Source organism: Neobacillus sp. Fa239 (genome assembly GCF_055395235.1).
This window is the reverse complement of record NZ_AP041611.1, coordinates 2,101,576-2,121,642: the sequence shown is the minus strand read 5'-3', so window position 1 is coordinate 2,121,642 and position 20,067 is coordinate 2,101,576. Positions and strand designations below refer to the sequence as shown.

The 20,067-nt window shown below is 41.7% G+C and carries 20 protein-coding genes; 6 read left to right on the top strand and 14 right to left on the bottom strand.

Annotated elements, in window-relative coordinates:
• Nucleotides 1-29 precede the first annotated feature (29 nt).
• From ACZ5XR_RS10105 to ACZ5XR_RS10080, 6 genes are all read right to left on the bottom strand, one after another.
• On the bottom strand, nt 30-1,022 hold the full coding sequence (locus tag ACZ5XR_RS10105) for an agmatinase family protein (protein ID WP_464501525.1): 993 nt from the start codon (nt 1,020-1,022) through the stop codon (nt 30-32).
• Entirely contained in the window at nt 994-2,292 is a 1,299-nt protein-coding gene (gene hutI, locus ACZ5XR_RS10100; RefSeq protein ID WP_464501524.1) for an imidazolonepropionase, read from the bottom strand. The genes ACZ5XR_RS10105 and hutI overlap by 29 nt, the downstream gene beginning before the upstream one ends.
• Before the next feature lie 179 nt (nt 2,293-2,471).
• Nucleotides 2,472-4,136 (bottom strand): urocanate hydratase, encoded by a 1,665-nt coding sequence (hutU, locus tag ACZ5XR_RS10095; protein ID WP_464501523.1) that lies wholly within the window; start codon nt 4,134-4,136, stop codon nt 2,472-2,474.
• A gap of 191 nt (nt 4,137-4,327) precedes the next feature.
• On the bottom strand, nt 4,328-5,821 hold the full coding sequence (locus ACZ5XR_RS10090; RefSeq protein WP_464501522.1) for a helix-turn-helix domain-containing protein: 1,494 nt from the start codon (nt 5,819-5,821) through the stop codon (nt 4,328-4,330).
• A 195-nt stretch (nt 5,822-6,016) separates the two neighbouring features.
• The gene (locus ACZ5XR_RS10085; RefSeq protein ID WP_464501521.1) at nt 6,017-7,099 is read right to left on the bottom strand and encodes an ATP-grasp domain-containing protein; all 1,083 of its coding nucleotides are present in this window, start codon (nt 7,097-7,099) and stop codon (nt 6,017-6,019) included.
• Between the two features lie 123 nt (nt 7,100-7,222).
• Nucleotides 7,223-8,077: an alpha/beta hydrolase gene (locus ACZ5XR_RS10080; protein ID WP_464501520.1), complete on the bottom strand. Its 855-nt coding sequence runs from the start codon at nt 8,075-8,077 to the stop codon at nt 7,223-7,225.
• A 233-nt stretch (nt 8,078-8,310) separates the two neighbouring features.
• On the opposite strand from ACZ5XR_RS10080, the gene ACZ5XR_RS10075 reads away from it, so the two are divergent.
• On the top strand, nt 8,311-9,054 hold the full coding sequence (locus ACZ5XR_RS10075) for an SDR family NAD(P)-dependent oxidoreductase (RefSeq protein WP_464501519.1): 744 nt from the start codon (nt 8,311-8,313) through the stop codon (nt 9,052-9,054).
• A 158-nt stretch (nt 9,055-9,212) separates the two neighbouring features.
• Here ACZ5XR_RS10075 and ACZ5XR_RS10070 read toward each other — a convergent pair whose 3' ends face one another.
• Nucleotides 9,213-9,653 (bottom strand): OsmC family protein, encoded by a 441-nt coding sequence (locus tag ACZ5XR_RS10070; RefSeq protein WP_464501518.1) that lies wholly within the window; start codon nt 9,651-9,653, stop codon nt 9,213-9,215.
• Between the two features lie 236 nt (nt 9,654-9,889).
• Between ACZ5XR_RS10070 and ACZ5XR_RS10065 the strand changes: the two genes are divergently transcribed.
• Together ACZ5XR_RS10065 and ACZ5XR_RS10060 are read left to right on the top strand one after the other, a co-directional pair.
• A complete protein-coding gene (locus tag ACZ5XR_RS10065) occupies nt 9,890-10,393 on the top strand; it encodes a hypothetical protein (RefSeq protein ID WP_464501517.1) in 504 nt (167 codons plus the stop codon).
• 98 nt (nt 10,394-10,491) lie between these two features.
• Nucleotides 10,492-10,866: a nucleotide excision repair endonuclease gene (locus tag ACZ5XR_RS10060; protein WP_464501516.1), complete on the top strand. Its 375-nt coding sequence runs from the start codon at nt 10,492-10,494 to the stop codon at nt 10,864-10,866.
• A 41-nt stretch (nt 10,867-10,907) separates the two neighbouring features.
• On the opposite strand, the gene ACZ5XR_RS10055 is transcribed toward ACZ5XR_RS10060, so the two are convergent.
• Nucleotides 10,908-11,108 carry a cold-shock protein gene (locus ACZ5XR_RS10055; RefSeq protein WP_464501515.1) on the bottom strand — a complete coding sequence of 67 codons (201 nt, stop codon included), beginning with the start codon at nt 11,106-11,108 and terminating at the stop codon, nt 10,908-10,910.
• A 253-nt stretch (nt 11,109-11,361) separates the two neighbouring features.
• Between ACZ5XR_RS10055 and ACZ5XR_RS10050 the strand changes: the two genes are divergently transcribed.
• A complete protein-coding gene (locus ACZ5XR_RS10050; RefSeq protein ID WP_464501514.1) occupies nt 11,362-12,690 on the top strand; it encodes an alkaline phosphatase family protein in 1,329 nt (442 codons plus the stop codon).
• Entirely contained in the window at nt 12,687-13,955 is a 1,269-nt protein-coding gene (locus ACZ5XR_RS10045; protein ID WP_464501513.1) for an MFS transporter, read from the top strand. Before ACZ5XR_RS10050 ends, ACZ5XR_RS10045 begins: the two co-directional genes overlap by 4 nt.
• A gap of 40 nt (nt 13,956-13,995) precedes the next feature.
• Here the strand turns inward: ACZ5XR_RS10045 and ACZ5XR_RS10040 are convergent, their stop codons facing one another.
• Nucleotides 13,996-14,808 carry a hypothetical protein gene (locus ACZ5XR_RS10040; RefSeq protein WP_464501512.1) on the bottom strand — a complete coding sequence of 271 codons (813 nt, stop codon included), beginning with the start codon at nt 14,806-14,808 and terminating at the stop codon, nt 13,996-13,998.
• A 178-nt stretch (nt 14,809-14,986) separates the two neighbouring features.
• Nucleotides 14,987-15,649: a YfjL-like protein gene (locus ACZ5XR_RS10035; RefSeq protein ID WP_464501511.1), complete on the bottom strand. Its 663-nt coding sequence runs from the start codon at nt 15,647-15,649 to the stop codon at nt 14,987-14,989.
• A gap of 517 nt (nt 15,650-16,166) precedes the next feature.
• Here ACZ5XR_RS10035 and ACZ5XR_RS10030 point away from each other — a divergent pair.
• Entirely contained in the window at nt 16,167-17,468 is a 1,302-nt protein-coding gene (locus ACZ5XR_RS10030) for a DUF4309 domain-containing protein (protein WP_464501510.1), read from the top strand.
• Nucleotides 17,469-17,493: 25 nt separating this feature from the next.
• Here the strand turns inward: ACZ5XR_RS10030 and ACZ5XR_RS10025 are convergent, their stop codons facing one another.
• The 4 genes from ACZ5XR_RS10025 to ACZ5XR_RS10010 are packed head-to-tail and all read right to left on the bottom strand — an operon-like array spanning nt 17,494 to nt 20,064.
• The gene (locus ACZ5XR_RS10025; protein ID WP_464501509.1) at nt 17,494-18,264 is read right to left on the bottom strand and encodes a TatD family hydrolase; all 771 of its coding nucleotides are present in this window, start codon (nt 18,262-18,264) and stop codon (nt 17,494-17,496) included.
• Complete coding sequence (locus tag ACZ5XR_RS10020; RefSeq protein WP_464501508.1) at nt 18,261-19,010, bottom strand: ABC transporter ATP-binding protein; 750 nt, start codon at nt 19,008-19,010, stop codon at nt 18,261-18,263. Before ACZ5XR_RS10020 ends, ACZ5XR_RS10025 begins: the two co-directional genes overlap by 4 nt.
• On the bottom strand, nt 19,007-19,774 hold the full coding sequence (locus ACZ5XR_RS10015) for an ABC transporter permease (protein ID WP_464501507.1): 768 nt from the start codon (nt 19,772-19,774) through the stop codon (nt 19,007-19,009). Before ACZ5XR_RS10015 ends, ACZ5XR_RS10020 begins: the two co-directional genes overlap by 4 nt.
• The gene (locus tag ACZ5XR_RS10010; protein ID WP_464502282.1) at nt 19,774-20,064 is read right to left on the bottom strand and encodes a thiamine-binding protein; all 291 of its coding nucleotides are present in this window, start codon (nt 20,062-20,064) and stop codon (nt 19,774-19,776) included. Before ACZ5XR_RS10010 ends, ACZ5XR_RS10015 begins: the two co-directional genes overlap by 1 nt.
• Nucleotides 20,065-20,067 lie beyond the last annotated feature (3 nt).

Sequence of the window (20,067 nt, the reverse complement as noted above, 5' to 3'; positions counted from 1 at the left end):
TTTACGGTTTTGTCTTTTTACGGTGCCTGTCACCGCATCATGACACCAGTTAAGAAGGACAAGAATACGTGGGTCCCCATTTTGACGGTTGGCTGGACTTGGGTGTCTTTTAGTGGGTCGAGGCAGACGATGTCCATGGCTTTTACTTTTGGGTGACGTCCGGCTGCCAGGACACCCTCAAGCAATTCCGATGTTGTCATCCCACCCGGGGTCGAAGCCGGCACGCCCGGTGCATAGGCAATATCAAGGCAATCCATATCGACCGTTACATAAATGGTATCTACCTTTTCAGAAAGCTCCTCCAAGCATGCCAATACCGTTTCTTCAAATCCCTTTTTCCTGGCATTGCGAAGGGTAATATAATTTACACCATGCGCATCGGCATATTCTTTCAAATCCTTTGTATTAAAAAAACCATGAAGCCCAATGTTGTACATATTGCGTCCTTCGACAACACCGCTCTCGATCAAATTCCGCATCGGCGTTCCATTGGAAGGACCGTTATCGCTCATATCCCGCAAATCAAAATGGGTATCAAACTGCAAAATCCCAATCCGCTCGGCCGGTTTCGCCTTATGCAAACCCTTCACCATCATCGCTGTAATCGAATGATCCCCGCCAATTGCACAAACCTTCGAATTTACAAAATGGCTGTGAAGTGTGGCTGAAGCCTCGATAATTTGATCATGGCAGCGGCGAATATCCGTTACATGCATCGGTACGTCGCCGACATCAAGTGCTGTCATTTCCGCTAAATCGATATCTTCGTCAAGATTATACGTGGTAAAGCCTTTCCATGCGCGCCTGAAGGCATCCGGAAATTCTGATGCACCCGATGCACTGATCGAAGAACGCGACAAAGGCACACCGACTACAACGATTTCTGCTTCCTTACTTTTTTCCGGATCGGCCTCTGACGTCAATGGCTGAATCCACTCATGAACCTTCTCAGGCGCTCTCCCCTCCGGTCTTACCCATGTAAAACTTGGAGGATTAATTTTTGGAAAAAGAAAGCTCTTCACGCAAGCGACCTCCCTTGACCACTACGGCACCATTTTTCACAACGGTGTCGACGTGGTTAACCCCATAGGAGTACTGTAGCTTCATATAGTTCGCCACATTAAAGATCGTTACATCGCCTTTTTTGCCGACTTCCAAGCTGCCAATCTCACCCGCGCGATTAATCGCATGCGCTGCATTAATCGTAGCTGCCGTGATGACCTCAGCCGGTGTCATCCCCATTTTCATACAGCCAAGGCTCATAATGAATGGCAATGAAACCGTTGGGGATGAACCTGGATTACAGTCAGTTGACAGGGCAACCGGCACACCTATATCGATCATTTTTCTTCCGTTAGCAGACTCTGCCATTAAAAAGTACGCGGTACCCGGAAGCAATACACCGACTACGCCCTTTTCCGCCATGGCCTTCATGCCTTTTTCGGATGCCTTTAATAAATGGTCGGCTGAAACCGCTCCGACTTCAGCTGCAAGCTCTGCCCCTTCATATGGCTCAATTTCATCGGCATGAATTTTTGCCAATAATCCATGACGCTTGCCTGCTTCTAAAATTCTTCGGGATTGCTCTGGTGTGAACACGCCATGCTCACAGAAAACATCGTTGAATTCAGCAAGACCAAGCTCTGCCACCTTTGGGATCATTTCCTCTATCAGCAGCCGGATAAATTCGTCGGGATTTTCCTTGTATTCTTTCGGAACCGCATGCGCACCCATGAAGGTTGGCACAACATCAATTACATGCTTTTCGTTTAGCTCTTTTGCCACTTCCAGCTGCTTCAACTCCGTGGCCCATTCCATTCCGTAGCCGCTTTTTGCCTCAACCGTTGTAACCCCGTGACGCAGGAATTGGTTTAAGCGTTCATAGCTCTCGGCAAAAAGTTGTGCATGGCTCGCAGCCTGCGTCGCTCTTGTTGTAGCATGAATTCCGCCGCCGGCATTCATGATGTCCATATAGGTCGCACCTTGGAGACGCATATTAAATTCATTTTCACGGCTTCCGGCAAAAACAAGATGGGTATGGGGGTCAACGAGCCCTGGCGTTACAAGCTTTCCTGTCGCGTCAACTATTTCTGCTTCACCCAAACGGGCTCCGTACTTAGCCGCCAACTCCTCATCCTTACCAACAGCTTGAATCACACCATCCTCAATCCAAACACTGCCATTTTCAATTATGTGAAGCTCAGACATCGCGTCCTTAACAAGGGGAGCATTCGAGCTCCCCTGCAAAGTAACGAGCTGAGCGGCATTTCTGATAAAAAGCGCTTTGCTCATTCGTTTTCATTCCTCTCTTCGACTTTTAGAATTGTCTAGCTACAGCGCCCAGCGACTAGTGGACTTCACTCGCCTCCTTACGATAAGTCAACATCGAATCGCTAACGCTCTTCGTGTTTCCTTTATCTCAGTCGACTCGCTCCAGTCCATACGTCGCTAAACAGGCGCTTCCGCTTTTCTTATAACATCGGCATTTTAATGCCTTTTTCTTTTGCCGTTTTAATCGCGAGTTCATAGCCTGCATCGGCATGACGGACAACACCCATTCCAGGATCAGTTGTTAATACACGCTGCAAGCGTACCTCCGCATCCTTCGTACCATCTGCCACAATGACCATACCAGAGTGTTGAGAATAGCCCATTCCAACGCCGCCGCCATGGTGTAAGGAAATCCAGCTTGCGCCGCCGACTGCATTAATCATCGCATTTAAGATCGGCCAGTCAGAAACTGCATCACTGCCGTCCTTCATGCTTTCTGTTTCACGGTTTGGCGAAGCAACAGAACCGGCATCCAAGTGGTCACGGCCAATCACAATTGGTGCAGACACTTCACCGGAAGCAACCATGTCGTTGATGATTTTTCCGAAGCGGGCACGATCTCCGTAGCCCAACCAGCAAATGCGGGCAGGAAGTCCTTGGAAAGCGATTCTTTCTTGAGCCATTCTTACCCATTTGCAAAGGTGCTCATCGTCTTTAAATTCGCGAAGCAGTGCTTCATCAATTTTACGAATATCTTCCGGATCTCCTGAAAGGGCTGCCCATCGGAACGGTCCTTTACCTTCGCAGAATAATGGACGAATGTAGGCTGGAACGAAGCCAGGGAAATCAAAGGCATTTTCCACGCCTTCATCTTTTGCCACCTGGCGAATGTTGTTACCGTAGTCAAACGTAACAGCGCCTTTTTGCTGCATCGTTAACATCGCTTTTACATGGAAGGCCATGCTTTGTTTTGACAGCTTCACATAGTGTGCAGGGTCTTCATTTCTTAGTTTTGCAGCTTCTTCCAGGCTGAAACCAACCGGAACATAGCCATTCAATGGATCATGTGCCGAAGTTTGGTCTGTCAACACATCCGGGTTAAAGCCTTTTTCAATCATTAATGGTAAAATTTCTGCTGCATTACCTAGGAGACCGATAGACAAGGCCTTTCCGGCTGCCTTAGCTTCATGAGCCAATTTTAACGCTTCATCGAGATCCTTTGTTTTTACATCAAGGTATTTAGTTTCGATTCGGCGGTCGATTCTCCATTCGTCCACTTCAATCGCAATACAAACGCCATCATTCATCGTAACGGCTAGTGGCTGAGCGCCGCCCATGCCGCCAAGTCCTGCCGTTAATGTAATGGTATGTTTTAATGTGCCGCCATACTCCTGTCTTGCAAGCTCTGCGAACGTTTCATAGGTTCCTTGGACAATCCCTTGGCTGCCGATATAGATCCAGCTGCCCGCTGTCATTTGCCCATACATCATCAGGCCTTTTTTATCAAGCTCATGGAAGTGCTCCCAGTTTGCCCAGGCAGGAACTAGATTTGAGTTTGCCAGTAAGACGCGCGGTGCATCTTTATGAGATTTCCAAACCACCACTGGCTTACCTGATTGGATGAGGAGCGTTTCATCCTCTTCTAATTCTAAAAGCGTTTTCACAATAGCATCATAAGACTCCCAGTTTCGCGCTGCTTTTCCGATTCCGCCATAAACCACCAAGTCTTCCGGTCTTTCCGCAACCTCTTGATCCAGATTGTTCATCAGCATGCGCAGTGCTGCCTCTTGAATCCAGCCCTTTGCATGTAATTCAGTGCCTTTATAATTTTTAATCACTCTTTTTTGAGTTGTGTTCGTTTCCATTTGTTTCACTCCCTTAATGTTGAAATCTAACTTTATTATAAAAAGATAATCTTCTGAAAAATACGAGTGAAAAGACAGAAAACATATAATATTCATTGAAAATAAAAGCTTTTATATAAAATAGGTATGTCCAAAACTATAAAATTTTTAGAGACATATAATTTAATTAGTTTTTCCATCTAAAAAAAGACTCAGTTTTCATACTGAGTCTTTTTCATCCGAAAATCTCTTGGTGATGTACCAATTGTTTCTTTAAACATCCGGCTAAAATAATTCGTATTGTGATAGCCTACCAAAAGTGAAATTTCCTTTACTGGCTTTCTTGTTTCAATCAGCAGACGTTTTGCTTCATTCATCCTAATGCCGGCTAAGCTTTCTGTAAACCCTTTTCCTGTTTTCGAAATCAATAAATGGCTAAAGTAGGACGGGTTTCGGTCCACAAATTGCGCGACATCTTCGAGCTTCAGATTACAGTTGGAAAAATTCGCCTCCATGTAGCCGATTCCTCGTTCAACTGGGTCCACTTTGTAATTTCTCGAGCTCACTTCAGCGCCAATGAAGATTTTTTGAATAAACAGGATCAGACTTTGAACTGTCCGATACAGGACTGTATCATACAAAATCGAGTTAAAAATATACCGGTATTCCCGCTCATATTGTGGCTGTTCGTCCAGGTTAAAGGTCTTCATATACCTTCGAATTTGAGCAAGAATACTGGTCAATCTGATTCTTACTAAACCTGGATCTGGAAAAGGATCTTGGAGATGAAGGAATTCATCATAAAGCCATTTTTTTATTTTTTCCAAATCGAAATTTGTCAGCATATCAATCCAGGCCCGCTGCTCAGGGGGATCAAGGAATGGGTCGATATGAGCCCAATCTGGTGAATAGTCAAACTCGACTACTTGCTTGTACCCTTTATAATAGGTGAATTCGAGCATTTTCTGCGTTTGCAGATATTTTTGGTTCAACCTCATGTTGGGAGTATTCCCTTTGTACACCACGATGGCAAGGGGTTCTGAGAATTCCTCTTCCCACCTTCTCATCACTTTTTGGCACTGTTCGGTCATATTCATGCATGATTCTTGAAATAGCAAGACAACCATATCACTAAGTGCGAATACACCATGCATGTCTTTAAATGGATATTCTGACAAGAAGGATTGCAGTGTCCCGATTGTTTCCACATTTTCCGTCTTGAATGCCGCCATATGGTAGTCTTCAGTTATAGAAGGCTGAGGGATAAATAAGGCTTCATAGCTTAAATCTTTATAGGAGTTAGGGTGAAGAGCCCCATTGGCATGATACTTTTTATCGAGATTTCGTGAAGCTTTTTGGTAGGCAGATTTAACCTTGGTCGACGAAAACGGCTTAATCATCAAATCCAATGCCTGCATATCAATAGCCAGCCGGGCCTTTTCAAAGGTTGCTTCCGCACTGGTCAGCAGTAATACCGGATCATATATTCGCATTAACTCACGGAATGATGTCCAATCCTCTTTCCCAATCATATCCAGCTCCATCAGAACAACATCAGGCGTTTTCCGCTCAAACAAAACCACAAACTCCTGATAATTCGAAGCCAATAAAATATTAGTCACCGGAATCGAAGACGTCTTCAACAGCCACTTCAACCCCTCCCGCTCATTCAAATCCCGATCCGCAATCAGCCACATCCCTTCCATAAACAATGCCCCCTCAACCAATCCATCTTCTCGCTCACAAACTCTTTCCCTCATTATATATCAAAATTCGGTGACAGGCACCGTTCGTGGACAAAACAACCTATTTTGTCCACCTCCAGAGGACACCAAAAAATAACCATAAAAAATCCTGCTGTAGCTTGCAGCAGGATCTAGCGTCCTCCTCAGGAGGACAAATTAGCTGTTTTGTCTTTTTGTGGTGCCTGTCACCAAGGTCGTTGTCACCAAGTCGTTGAGGATCATTTCTTTTTCGATGTAGCTGGCGCGGATTCCGAATTTTGGTTCCATGGTTTGGTGAATCTCTTCGCCAAGCAGGATTTTAATGGCCAAATATGGAATGTTGATGCCGGAGAGGCAGCTATAATGCAAGCCTCCGCTCATTCTCGGATTGATTTCGAGCAGCTTTGGAATGCCGCCGGAACTATATTTCACTTGGATATTAAATACATATGGTAGATGGAACGCTTGATGAAAATGATGGGCCATCTGAATGAGCTCGTGATGATCGATTAACTCTCTCACTCTGCCCGACCCTTTCCTTCGCGGGATGGCAGCATACATTTTCTCTGCAGACGCTACACAATCAATACTAAATTCAGGACCCTCTAAATACTCCATTACCATTAAGTCGGGAAAAGTCTCCTGCTGGTTTAATATGTCACAAGCATATTGGTACGGAATGCGAAAGCCTCCTCCAATTGAAAGCAATTGTTTAATCGAGTCATTTTCTTTCTTAATAACCCGAAATCCGCTTGCCCCTTCGCCAATCACTGGTTTAAAGCAAACATTATGTCCTTTTTCAGATAATCTTTCATACGCCGATTTAAAATCAGTGACATTGTTGACCACATAAAAATCAGGGATACGACAAAGTGCCGCTCCTTCTTTTTCCTTTTTCAAAATAGCTTGATAGGTTTCAGCCTTATCATCCATCATTTCCATTAACGCAGAATCAGGGCTGACTAATACTTTTACTCCTAACTGCTCAAAAAGGGCCAACCTTTTTGAAATTAATACATTTTCCTTCCTTGGAATAAAAATATCAATTTTGTGTTTCTTGCAAAAATCCAAGCAAAACTCAATATACGCATCACCAGAAATCTCTGGCTCCAAATAGGCAAAATCGCAATTTTGCAGGTATAGGGCATCCTTGTTTGGATTTGTCCCGTAAATAATAAACTTCCTCTGGTCAGGGTTATCACGTATTAAATCGATGTAATGTGAAACCGTCGTAAACCAGCGATTAAACCAAATATTCATTGAAATCCTCTTTCTAGTTATAATTTTAGACTTTTTCCATTATGGACTTTGTCCTGCCATTTTATAACCAGAAAAATCCAGATTCCTTACAAAACTCCTATTTTTCACCCAAAAGTCCTATTTTTATATACCAACTTTACTCTCTAACGCAATGAATCTCTGATCTAACCAAGTAATCAGATCATAGTAAAACACTTCCCGACCCACATCATCAAATGGGCGGTGTCTGACCGAATCATATTCAAACTTTTGTTTATCATTGGCCCCCACGATATCAAAAAATTCCCGAAGTTTTACAGGCGGGGTAATTTTATCATCATTTCCATACAGCAGCAATAAAGGGGCCTTAAGTGACTGCGCTTCGTTCATAATGCGTTTTAGAGATTCGTAAAGTCCTTTTCCCAAGCCAGGGGTAACGATATTGTGTCTAAGTGGATCAGCTGAGAGCTGCTCAATCATTTCTGGATCCCGTGTCAATAATTCTAAACTTCCTGGTTTATCTACTTTGAAATCCGGTTTGATTTTACCCATCAACGAGACGAGGATTTTCTCTGAAATAGTAAGTTCATATGAAATGGCAGGTGAAATCGCAACAAGAGCCTTCAAATCTTCTCCGTGAAATAAAGAATAGTCCAGGCAAATTACGCCCCCAAGGCTATGCCCGACCATTATTAATGGCAGCCCGGGCTGCTCATTACTAACAAGCTTGCGAAATTCGTGCAGGTCTCCTCTGAATTCTTCCCATTTCCGAATAAATCCCCGTACCCCCGGGCTTTTGCCGTGTCCTCTGAGGTCAAAGGCATATACTATGTATTCCCGTCCAACTAGACGCTCGCAAACCTTTTGCAGGCCACCGCTATGGTCCCCATGACCATGTACGACAATGATTGCGGCTTTAGGATCTACTGTTGGTGTAAAAACTCGATAATACAATTCAAGACCATCAGAACTTAAAAAAGTCCCTTCCCTTTTTTGCAAAAAAATCTCCCCTTTGTTTATTAAAAACTTAATTTCGAAATTTCCCAATACTCCTTTCATCATATTATTAATATCTAAATCTGTATATCTCAAAATACGATTAATTCCATTCCTTTCTTGTTTGAAATTAAACAGATAAAGGAATATAATGGAATGAATAATTCAGAAAAGAAATACTTTTCTGAAATAACAATAAAATTTCGTCATCTAATTTAAAAAAAGGGGATTGGGAAATGAGGCTAAAAGGAAAAGTTGCCGTTGTTACCGGGGGAGCCAGAGGAATTGGAGAATACACAGTCAGAGAAATGGTAAAGGAAGGTGCCAAAGCCGTTATTGCTGATTTAAATGATGAATTAGGCAATAAATTGGTACAGGAACTGAATCAGGAAGAGCAGCAAGCTGTATACATACATGTAGATGTCACAAATGAAGATCAGGTTGAACAAATGGTAGAGCGTGCTGTTTCTGAGTTTGGCAAACTGGATATTTTATTTAATAATGCCGGGATTGGTTCTTTAAGTCCAGCAGCGGAGCTTCCTTTTGAAGAATGGAGAAAAGTCATTGCGGTTAATTTGGATGGAGTTTTCCTTGCTGCAAAACATTCGATTAAAGCAATGCAAAAAAATGGCGGAGGAAGCATTGTTAACACGGCCTCTATTTTAGGTCATGTCGGACAAGCACAAACCGCTCCATACTCTGCATCAAAGGGTGCCGTTGTCAACCTTACGAGGACACTGGCTATTGAATATGCAAAAGATCATATCCGCGTGAATGCCGTGTGCCCAGGGTATATTGAAACACCGTTATTAGAACAGCTGGATGAGACAATGAAAAACTACTTAGTTTCGCTTCATCCAATTGGCCGTTTAGGTAAACCAGAAGAAATTGCAAAAGCCGTCGTATTCCTCGCCTCTGACGATGCCAGCTTCGTTACCGGCACAAGCCTTCTCGTTGATGGCGGATACACCGCTCAATAACAACCCACAAATTAAATTTAAACCAAAAAGGGACGCAATACCTAAACTGGTATCGTCCCTTTTTATTTACACTCTCAAATAACAGGGCATTACTGTCCACTCCACACGGACAAAACATGGTGAATGTCCTTTTGTGGTGACAGGCACCATATACACCATTATTTTACCACTTTTGGTTCGACTGAAAATTGGATGCTGCAATTTAGTGTTTGTGAGATGAAGCATGCTTTTTCTGCTCGTATGGCAAGTTCTTTTAGTTTTTCTTCTGTTACTTCAGCAGTGGTTCCTGTGTAGAATACTGGTCTGTGGATGATTTGTTTGAATTTTAATTTTCCATCGACACTGTCTACTATGCCTTCTGATTCCACTTCTAGTTTTTCAACTTCTATTTTTCGGTTACTAAGCATGGCTGCCAAGGTAATCATGTAACAATTATTTGATGAAGAAATGAGTAATTCTTCAGGACTTGACCCGATCCCTGGACCATCAAATTCTTTTGGTACCGAAACGGTAATATCTAATCCTCCCGGTGATTGAATATGTCCCGTCCCATTCCGATCACCTTGCCATGATCCATTAATTGTAAAATGTGAACTCATCACTTTACCCCCTGTTTCTTCTGAAAAATGGAATACCTTACTATTATATCCCAGCCAAAATGAAAAGTAATTGATTTAGATTCCTTATCAAGAAAACACTTATAGAGGAATTTAAATATTCTAAAAAACTATTTTGAGAAAATTTTCATGTTATAATCCGACTGATGTGATATTACTTTAATTAACAAGAAAGACAATTAAAGCAAGTTAATTTTCAAAAGAAATGAGGAAATACGATGAAAAAAGTTTTTTTACTAGCATCCGCAGCAACGATGGCCATTGGTTTGGCTGCCTGTTCCAGCAATAGCGCAGATTCAAACAAAAAATCATCCGATACTGCGCAAACTTCTTCCACAACAAATGTGAAAAAAGAAATGGTTAAGTTCTATATGGGCTTTACAAATGAAATCAATGCTAAAGACGCCGATCTAAATGCGTACGAAGCTGCCGATAAGCCAGATGCAGCAATGAAGCAAAAAGCAAGCGATTCAGCAGAGGCTGTTGCCAACTATCTTAAAAACGTACAAATCCCGGCTACACTAAAAGACCAAAAGTCTTCATTGGAAACAGCGATTAAAGACCTTGCGGATTCTTACCAAGCAAAAGGAGATGAGTTGAAAAAAGCTGCCCCATCACTTGACGCAGCCAACCAAACTTTCGCTAAAGGTGATGACGAGCTAGGAAACGTGTTTGTAGGCGTAAAATTATTTAAACCAAGTCTGGCAAAAGAAGTAGACTAAGGTATAATGGAAGAACGAGTCCTTACTTATGGGCTTGTTTTTTTGTTTCCTTCATTCATGGTAAAATGAATGAATCAATAATAAAGGAGCTATAATTCATGATTAAAATCGAAATACCACAAGCAGATGTTGTTCTGACGAAAAACAAGGAACTAGGTCAGCCAGTTGAAGCCCCGCTTAGCAGTGCCTATGGATTTACCGATTATAACCGTATTCCACGGGATAAGGGTGGAATAATATTATTTTACAATAAAAATGACGAATTGCTCTTCGTTGGAAAAGCAAGGAAATTACGGCCAAGAGTGAAAAGACATTTTGAGGATACCGTATCACCTATCAAAGCACATCGTGATGAGGTATATAAAATCGCAGTCAGCATTGTTGAAGATCCGATGGAAAGAGAGATTTACGAAACCTATATCATCAATAAACTACAGGCAAAATATAATATTGAAAAAGCATTTTACAAATAAAAAAAGGCTGTCATGACAGCCTTTTTTTTATATTATGAAAATTAAGCTTTACGAACGTTAGTTGCTTGTGGTCCACGTTGACCTTGTTCGATATCGAAAGTAACAGTTTGACCTTCGTCTAAAGTCTTGAAACCTTCAGTTTGGATTGCTGAAAAATGTACGAATACATCGTCTCCACCTTCGCGCTCGATGAATCCGAAGCCTTTTTCTGCATTAAACCATTTAACTTTACCTTGTTCCATTTGGAATCCTCCTTGTGTGCGATGCACACATTGTATTACTATCCTTGCTCAAAGTTATTTTCAGACGAAAAGTATCAAACTTATTCTTTCCTGACAAACCGAACAAAAATAATTCTTTTCCATCATAACAGCTAAACGAGATAATAGCAAATTTTTTCAAAATTAATTGCATGGGATAAACTTTCATAAAATTCCATCAATTTACCAACCCATTTCTTTTTACCTATAGTACAATGAAATTGGAGGTGCTTACATGAATCGTTTAACCGACCATTTGATCATCATCTCATTTGATTGCTTATCTGCACTCGACTTGCCATTATTACTCACTATGCCCCACTTCCAGACGGTTTTACAGCAAGGGGCCATTGTCGAAAAAGTTGAGACGATTTATCCGTCCATTACCTATCCCTGCCATGCTACCATTGTGACCGGGAATTATCCGAATCGCCACGGTGTCATAAATAACACGCTTTTTCAACCCGGCAGACTCTCCCCTGATTGGCATTGGTACCGCGATTCCATCCGCGGGACAACTCTATATGATGAAGTGAAAAAAGCAAACATGACGACAGCGGCATTATTATGGCCTGTTACCGGCAAGGCGAATATCGACTATAATATGCCGGAAATTTGGGCGAACCGGCCGTGGAAAAATCAAATTCTCACTTCCTTATTAAGCGGCAGCCCCCTTTTTCAATGGGATCTTAATAAGCGGTTTGGACAGATCCGGCAGGGGCTGAATCAGCCGGAATTGGATGACTTTGTTCTTGCTTCCACTGTATATACGATTAAAACGAAGCAGCCCAATTTATTAATGGTTCATTTCACCGATTTAGACACACAGCGGCATTACCATGGATTTTCATCCTTAGAAGCGACCGAAGCCATCAATCGGCATAATGACCGTTTAGGGGAAATATTGAAGGCTGTAAAGGATTGTGGTTTAGAAGACCGCTCTACTGTGGTTATTTTGGGAGACCATAGTGCCTTAAATGAAAGTCGAGCCCTTCATTTAAATGTGCTGCTCCATCAACATGGATTTATATCAACCAATTCAAATGGACGATTAAATAATTGGAAGGCCTATTGTAAAAGTTGTGACGGCTCCGCATATATTTATGTAAAAGACAAACATGATTCTGAAACCTTAACTGCCGTTCGCCTGTTGTTGGATTCGTTGCTCGAGGATCCTGGGTCAGGTATTGAACGGGTCCTGACTGGTGAACAGGCAGGTGAAAAAGGGGCGGACCCATCCTGCGCTTTCATGATTGAGGCTATGGAAGGATATTATTTTCTAGAGGATTATCATGGGGAATACCGGAAAATGGTTACTCCAGAAGACGTCAGGAGTGATAAAAAATATACTCTTGCCACCCATGGATATTCACCTGAAAAGGATGGCTATTCCACGATTTTGATGGCTGCTGGTAAAGGAATTCGCCCCGGTTCCATCCCTTCCATCCATCTTGTTGACGAAGGACCGACTTTTGCAAGGCTGTTGGGAGTTGATTTGGGTCATACAGATGGAAGAGTGGTTGTGGAGATGCTGGACTTTCTTAAAAAGGAGGAAAATGAATGAATCGTTTGTCAAAGCAAGAAAAAAGCTGGGTCTTTTACGATTGGGCCAATTCTGCCTATTCCCTCTTGATTACCACTGCCATTTTTCCATTATATTTTAAAGCTGCCGCTAATCATGCTGGTCTTTCCCCTCACGATTCAACCGCCTATTGGGGGTTTGCCAATTCTTTTGCTACCCTGCTTGTCTCGATTTGTGCCCCTGTTTTAGGAACGATTGGCGATTATAAGGGTTTAAAGAAACGATTATTTACCTTTTTCTTTTTGCTCGGAATTGTGTTCACATTCATACTGGCCGTGATTCCCAATAACCAATGGCTCACTTTATTAATTTGTTATATGTTGACTGTGGTTGGTTTTGCCGGAGCCAATATTTTCTACGATGCCTTCCTGGTCGATGTCAGCTCGGAGGAACGAATGAACCGGATCTCAGCCAGAGGCTTTGCGATGGGTTACATCGGCAGTACGATTCCCTTCATTATTTGTATTGCGATTGTCATTTTATCCTCCAAACATGTTCTTCCCTTGTCAGTTACAACGGCCAGCCAGATTGCTTTTGCCATCACCGCATTGTGGTGGGGTTTGTTCACCATTCCAATGCTGAAAAATGTAGAACAGGTTTATTATGTGGAACGCGTACCAAAACCAATTTCAAACAGTTTTAAACGGATGGTTGAAACCTTTAAACATATCAAAACCTATCGTGCATTATTTCTATTTCTCATCGCCTATTTCTTTTATATTGATGGTGTGGATACCATTATCACCATGTCAACCGTGTATGGTACCGATTTAGGAATCAGTTCGAATAATCTTTTAATTATTCTTTTTGCTACACAGGTTGTTGCCTGTCCCTTTTCGATGTTATATGGAAAATTGGCAGAGAAATTTCACGGAAAAAGAATGCTGCTTGTTGGCATAATTGTCTATATTGTCATCTGTTCCTATGCCTATTTTATGAAATCGACTTTGGATTTCTGGATTCTTGCGATGCTGGTCGCTTCATCACAAGGGGGCATTCAGGCATTGAGCCGTTCCTACTTTGCCAGGCTTGTACCGAAGGAAAATGCCAACGAGTTCTTTGGTTTCTATAATATTTTTTATAAATTTGCAGCGATTCTTGGGCCATCGTTAGTGGGTGGAATTGGGTATTTAACCGGCAATACGCGAATTGGTGTGTTTAGTTTAATTATTTTATTTGCTATCGGTGGAATGGTCCTGCTTCGTGTTCCGGAAAAAATAGATTCAGCATCCTCAAATTCTATTTAGAACTAAAGAAAGAGGCTTCCTGCACAGAAGCCTCTTTCTCTTATTTTTTAACGATCTTCGAAGGATTATTTATTTTATACAGGACTGCTTCATCTATCAAAAATTCTTCAGAGACGTCCTTCCCTTTTGACAATTTTTTGGCTGTTGCTTTTCCATCAAATTCAAGCAGATCCCCTGCTGCCAACTCAAATTTTTTGAGCGTTTTGCTGTGGCTGCACCAGGCAAGTCCTAATTCTAGCGGCGGGTCTTGTTCAATCCTCACCTTTTCCAGGATGACGACCTCATCATTTTCTTCAGTAAAGGCATTGTAGGTCATCGCAAATTGTTTAACTTGAGCTGTAAAATGGACCTTGTCCGGTGGAAGATCGATTTTCACTGCTTTTTCCTTCTTGGGTTTCTTCGGTTGTGGTTCCTTTTTGGCAACCGGCTCTGCTTCTTGTTTTGATTGTTCCGCAGTGGATTCAGGGACTTCTTCTACTTGAACAGGTACTTCCAAGGACTCTTGCTCCTTTTCCTCCAACCTCACCATACTTTCTTTTCCAAAGCTCGCCTGCTGCATTTCCTTTAAATAAGCCGGATGAATACAGCTTAAGTTTCCATCTGGAAACTCGATAACAATGGTATTTAAGTCGGCAGCCCGGCCATAGGTTTCAAAACCTTTAATCATGACAGTAAGCTGGTAGTTACGGTCCTTGTACCAAAACTCCTTTTTGGCTTCCTTAGAGGCAGAAAGTCCCCATTCCTTTAACTTATCCTTATAATGGTCCACATCGCGAAATGTTTCAAACTCTCCCCTTGGAGGAATATACTGAATCAATCCTGCCTCCTCCAATGCCGTTCGTTGAATCCCCATCACTACACACCCTTCTCTTATGTAAGTATCCTAAATTATAACACGTTCACAGAAGAACAAAAAAAGAACAGCCCGTCTATCCAAGCCATTCCTTTATGAAAACAAACTGTCCACCCCACACGGACAAAAGAGGAGGAGATGTCCACGAACGGTGCCTGTCACTGTGAATGTCACCGTGTCACCGTGTCACGATTTGTCCATCTTCGGTGAGGTAGTAGACTTTTTCGTTTGTGTGAATTTCTTTTGGGTAGTAGCGGATTTCTATGAGGACTGGCAAATGGATGGTTTGTAGATATTGTTTTAGTTGTTGGATATGACTCATTTCGAGTTTTTCGTTCATTCTTTTCCAGTCTTTTCTTATGTTTATGGTGACTGAGCATGAAAGTGGTGAAGCGTGGACTTGTTCATATGTTGGGGTATGTGGACCATTGTATTCTCCGCGCTCGACAACTTGCTCAGTATTGAATGTTGATTTATTTAAGCTCGGGAAAATGCTGGTTATTTTTTCTTTTATTGTGCTGGAATAAACGGTATCCCAGATCACTTTTGGATATGTATCTGAATATCCTGCTTTCGTATCCCCGTCTTCTTGCACCATGAATAAGACGTCTGTATGTTCCGTGGGATAAGCGTATGCCTGGTAGCTTTCGTCTAAATAATTATAATCGGTGGATTTTATAATAAATGACGCATGATATTTCTTAGATAAATAAGCCTGCATGCTGGCTGCCTGCTGATATTTACCCCATGGTGTTCCATTAAAGCCAAAATACACATAAACGCTTATTGAAAGAATGAGCAAAGCGATCAACCATATAAAAAATCTTCTGGCCGTTTTCATCCTCCCTCACCTCTAATATTCAGAATATTTAAATTATATTATTCGACTTTTTTTGAATTAATTCCTCTCTATTTTTTATGCATGGAAAAACTTTTTTAAGAAAGGTAGAATCATAAGCTGATTCTACCTCCAAAAAATGTTTACTTGATGACGATCCACCGAGTCGTGATATTCCGTGCCCCTTTGTTGTCGGTTACAGTAAGAGTTACTTTACATTTTTCTAAGTGCTTATATGTGTGATGAAAATAAAAACAATTTACTCGTATCCCTCCTTGATTCTCAAAATAAATACTTTTAACGATATGAAAAAATTATTTTCTATATAACTTCTTTAAGGAGATTTTTTTGCGCAACGATGCACCATCATTAGCTACTTTAAACGGTTAATGCGCTAACACAATGAAAAGAAGTTATTTTCCAAAAATATCGCTATAATAAAAATTTGCTATTTTTACTAAAATAGTGGAAAATCCAAGATGAAAACAAAATATATGAAAAATAATGTAGGGGAGGACTTATGAGGAACCATTTAGGGTATTTTTCCATTTTGATATCTTCTGTGTTGACACTCTCTGCATGTACTCCATTTCATGCTTCAAAACCGATATCTGTACATCATGAAAAACAAAAGGATACAGGGCAAATCAGTCCGGTTAACCACACTCCCGAACAAACTTCATCTCTTAAACAAATAAAAGATCTCGCCTATTCAGGAAACGTGGCTTCAAGCAAATTCGCCGCACATAAAAATTCCATTACAGATGTAGAGCGGGATTGGGGGCCGGCTTCAAGAACCGATCAAGTCCAAAACCTCTATTACGCAAATTACCCGGCCAAAGGAACGGTATTTGGCTACAATGCAAAAAAACAATTAGTGGATGTTCGCTCCTATGCTAAAAATTTAAACAAAATCACTTATCAGCAAATAAAAAAAGAACTTGGTGCTCCCACCTACATCCGGTCGAATCAATACGACCAAATCTATGGGTATAAGCTCAATATTCAATTTGAACTTCGATTTATTATCCCTAAATCTACCGGTACCGTGGACCATATATCCGTTTACAGTCCCAGCGATGCAAATATAGTGAAGGCCTTGCCGCCCTATATTTTACCGATTAAAGGGAATTCGAACACTTTATCGGCAACGGCTTGGGAAAATATGCAGGCCTGGCGCAATGAGATGGTTACGGTAATGAAACAGCATCCCAACCAAATTTTCCTAAATGGACCGAATCGTAAAATGGTAGCGCTGACGTTTGATGATGGTCCCGATCTAATTAATACACCGGTCATCATTGATACTCTTGCTAAATATCAGGTGCAAGGTAATTTCTTTTTTATCGGTGAGAAAGTTAGAAAATATCCGGAGGTTGTGAAGAACGCATATAATCAGGGGAATCTTGTTTTAAGTCACAGCTATTATCATCACGACTTAAGCAAAGAGACAGCTTCTCAAATCGAGGCTGATTTGGCCAAAACCGAAAAAGCCTTTCAGGATGTAGTTGGCGTGGAGCCAGCCTTGTTACGGCCACCATATGGTGCGGTGAATGATACCGTGATCTCCACTGGCGTTCAAAATGGCTACAAGGAGATATTATGGTCCATCGATACGCTCGATTGGTCGCAAAAAGAAAGCAGCAATATCGTAAACAATGTTTTGAAAAACATCCGATACGGCGATATCATTCTCATGCATTCTAACGAAGATAAAACAGAAACGGCAAAAGCATTGCCTCAGATTATCGAAGGCTTAAAGCAAAGAGGATTTGAAATTGTCAGTCTGCAAACCATGCTGAACGTTAAACCGTATAAATAACAAAAGAGGCTGTCACGCAGCCTCTTTAAATTTGATAAAATGATTTCGTATTTTCCAGCAAAATCTGCGCTATTTCCTCCTGAGCCATATTCTTGATTAGTGATATTCGCTCTATGGAATACTCCATCATCTTTGGATGTGTCATTTGCCCAAGAAACGGCCCTTCAAACGGCCACGGTCCATCCGTTTCAATCATCAACTTATTAATTGGGTATCTCTTCACTAAACATTGAATTTCTTCTTCATATACAACATCAGGTGTTATGGAAACATAATAGCCGTTTTCGATCATTCTTGTGATCGTTCTGTCATCGCCCTTAAACCAGTGAAAATGAGCCTTTGTGATGGAGTGCTTTTCTAAAAGATCACATACAGACGGGGCATCGTCATAAACTGCATGAAGGACAATTGGAAGCTCCCATCTTTTTGCCAATTGGATAAAAGACGCCAACAAATCAAGATAGGCACCAAAATCCCGATTTGAGACCTTCCCTTCCAGTCTACTGTAATAAGGGAGTCCTACCTCTCCAATGGCAACCATTTCAAATCGGTGTTCTTCCAGCCATTTAAACAGCTTTTGTCGTTCTGCTTCGGAGGGTAATCGCTGCTCTGGATGATATCCAAACGCTGGCTTCACCAAAGAATACTTTTTTGATAATAAAAGATTCCTTTTTGACGATTCAAGATCAAATGAAACGGAAACGAGCCCCTCTACTTGAGGAGAAGTCATCAGGATCTTTTCGATTTCTTCGTCTCTATAGTGGTCCAAATGAATATGGGCATCAATCATTTTCATTCTTTTATCTCCCCGGATCCAACCAATGCATAATGCACACGTCGTTTCCACTCCAGAAACTCATCATCCAGTAAAATCCTTTCCTTTCTTGGCCGTGGAAACGGGATCGTAAACTCTCCGGCCACTTTTGCCGGTTTTGCTGAAAGAACAATTATCCGGTCTGATAAAAATAACGCCTCTTCAATATTATGGGTGATAAAGAGAACCGTCCGTTTATGAGCCTCCCACACGGTTAAAAGCCATTTCTGCATCTCCAAACGGGTCAGTTCATCCAAAGCCGAAAAGGGTTCGTCAAGACAAATCACCGGTTGCGGGCTTAACAGAGCTCGGATAAAAGCAGCACGCTGTTTCATTCCCCCTGATAATTCATGAGGATAGGCTTTTTCGTAATCAGCCAGACCTGCGACTTCAAGCATTCCCCTTGCCTTTTCCTTTTCTTTTTTCCCCTTAAGTTCCTGGCCAAGCAAGACATTCTCCAGGATGGTTCTCCACGGAAAAAGTGATGGTGTCTGGGGCATATAGCTGATAAAGCCTCGTTTTCCATTAATGACTTTATTTTCGAGGATGATCTCTCCGTTGTCAGGGGAAAGAATTCCGCCAATTGTGTTAAAAATGGTACTTTTACCGCTTCCAGATGGCCCAATGATGGAAACAAATTCATCTTTTTCGATGGAGAAATTCATTTCCTTAAGGACTTCATTTGGACCGAAACGTTTCGAGACATCCTTCACAATGAGATGATTCACTTTCCTTCATTCTCCTTCACATGCCAGCGGACAACCCGCCGCTCAATCAGAATAATCACCAAAAAGAATAACAGGCTTAACAGCATGATCGCAAAAATGGCGACAAACACGCGGTCCGTACGAAAGGATGACGATGCAAGCGTCATGTAAACACCGATTCCTTCCTTCGCTCCCAGCCATTCTGAAATCACAGCCCCCATAATACTGTAGGTAGCCGAGATTTTTAAGCCTGAAAAAATCGACGGCAGCGCAAAAGGAAACTCCAATTTCCAAAACAGCTGCTGCTTTGAAGCCCCTGCCATCCTCATATAATGCTTTAATTCAGCCGGAGTCTGTTTAAACCCGTCCAGCGCTGCAACCGTGATTGGAAAAAAGCAGACTAAAGTGATGACAATCATTTTCGGCAATAAGCCAAAGCCAAACCAAATAACCAACAGCGGTGCCAGAACAATAATCGGTATATTTTGCGATAAAATCAGCAATGGATAAAAAGAATCTCTTAAGAACGGGATCAAGTAGAGCAGGACAGCAACCACCAAGCCAATGACAGCACCAATCACAAAACCAAGTAGGGAAATATTGATTGACGAGATCAAATTTGGATAAAAGTTGGGCCAATCGGTGAAAGCCTCCCTAAAAATCTTCGTCGGGGCCGGCAATAGCCATTCCTCAATATGTCCAAGCCTCACAACGATTTCCCAAATCACGAACAAAAGGAGGAGAACCGCGATTGGTCTCCACCCTTTAGCAATTTGTTTCTTCATTATCTATATTTCTCCGTTAATTGGTTCATCGTAATACCTTCCGGCTGATACAGGATTTTCACTTGTGAAATAACATTTTTGCTGCCGATTTCAATCATCCGTTCATTCATTTTTGCAATGACCACAAATAACTGCTGCAGTTCGCCCTCCATGGTCGTTTCTAATGGATGGACTTCATATTTTACCCCCGATTCATGAATGATGCGAATCGCTTCATCGACGTATGGAATGACATCCTCGCCATTTTTCGTTTTCGGCAATATTTGAATACTAACCAATGAATTAGCCATCAT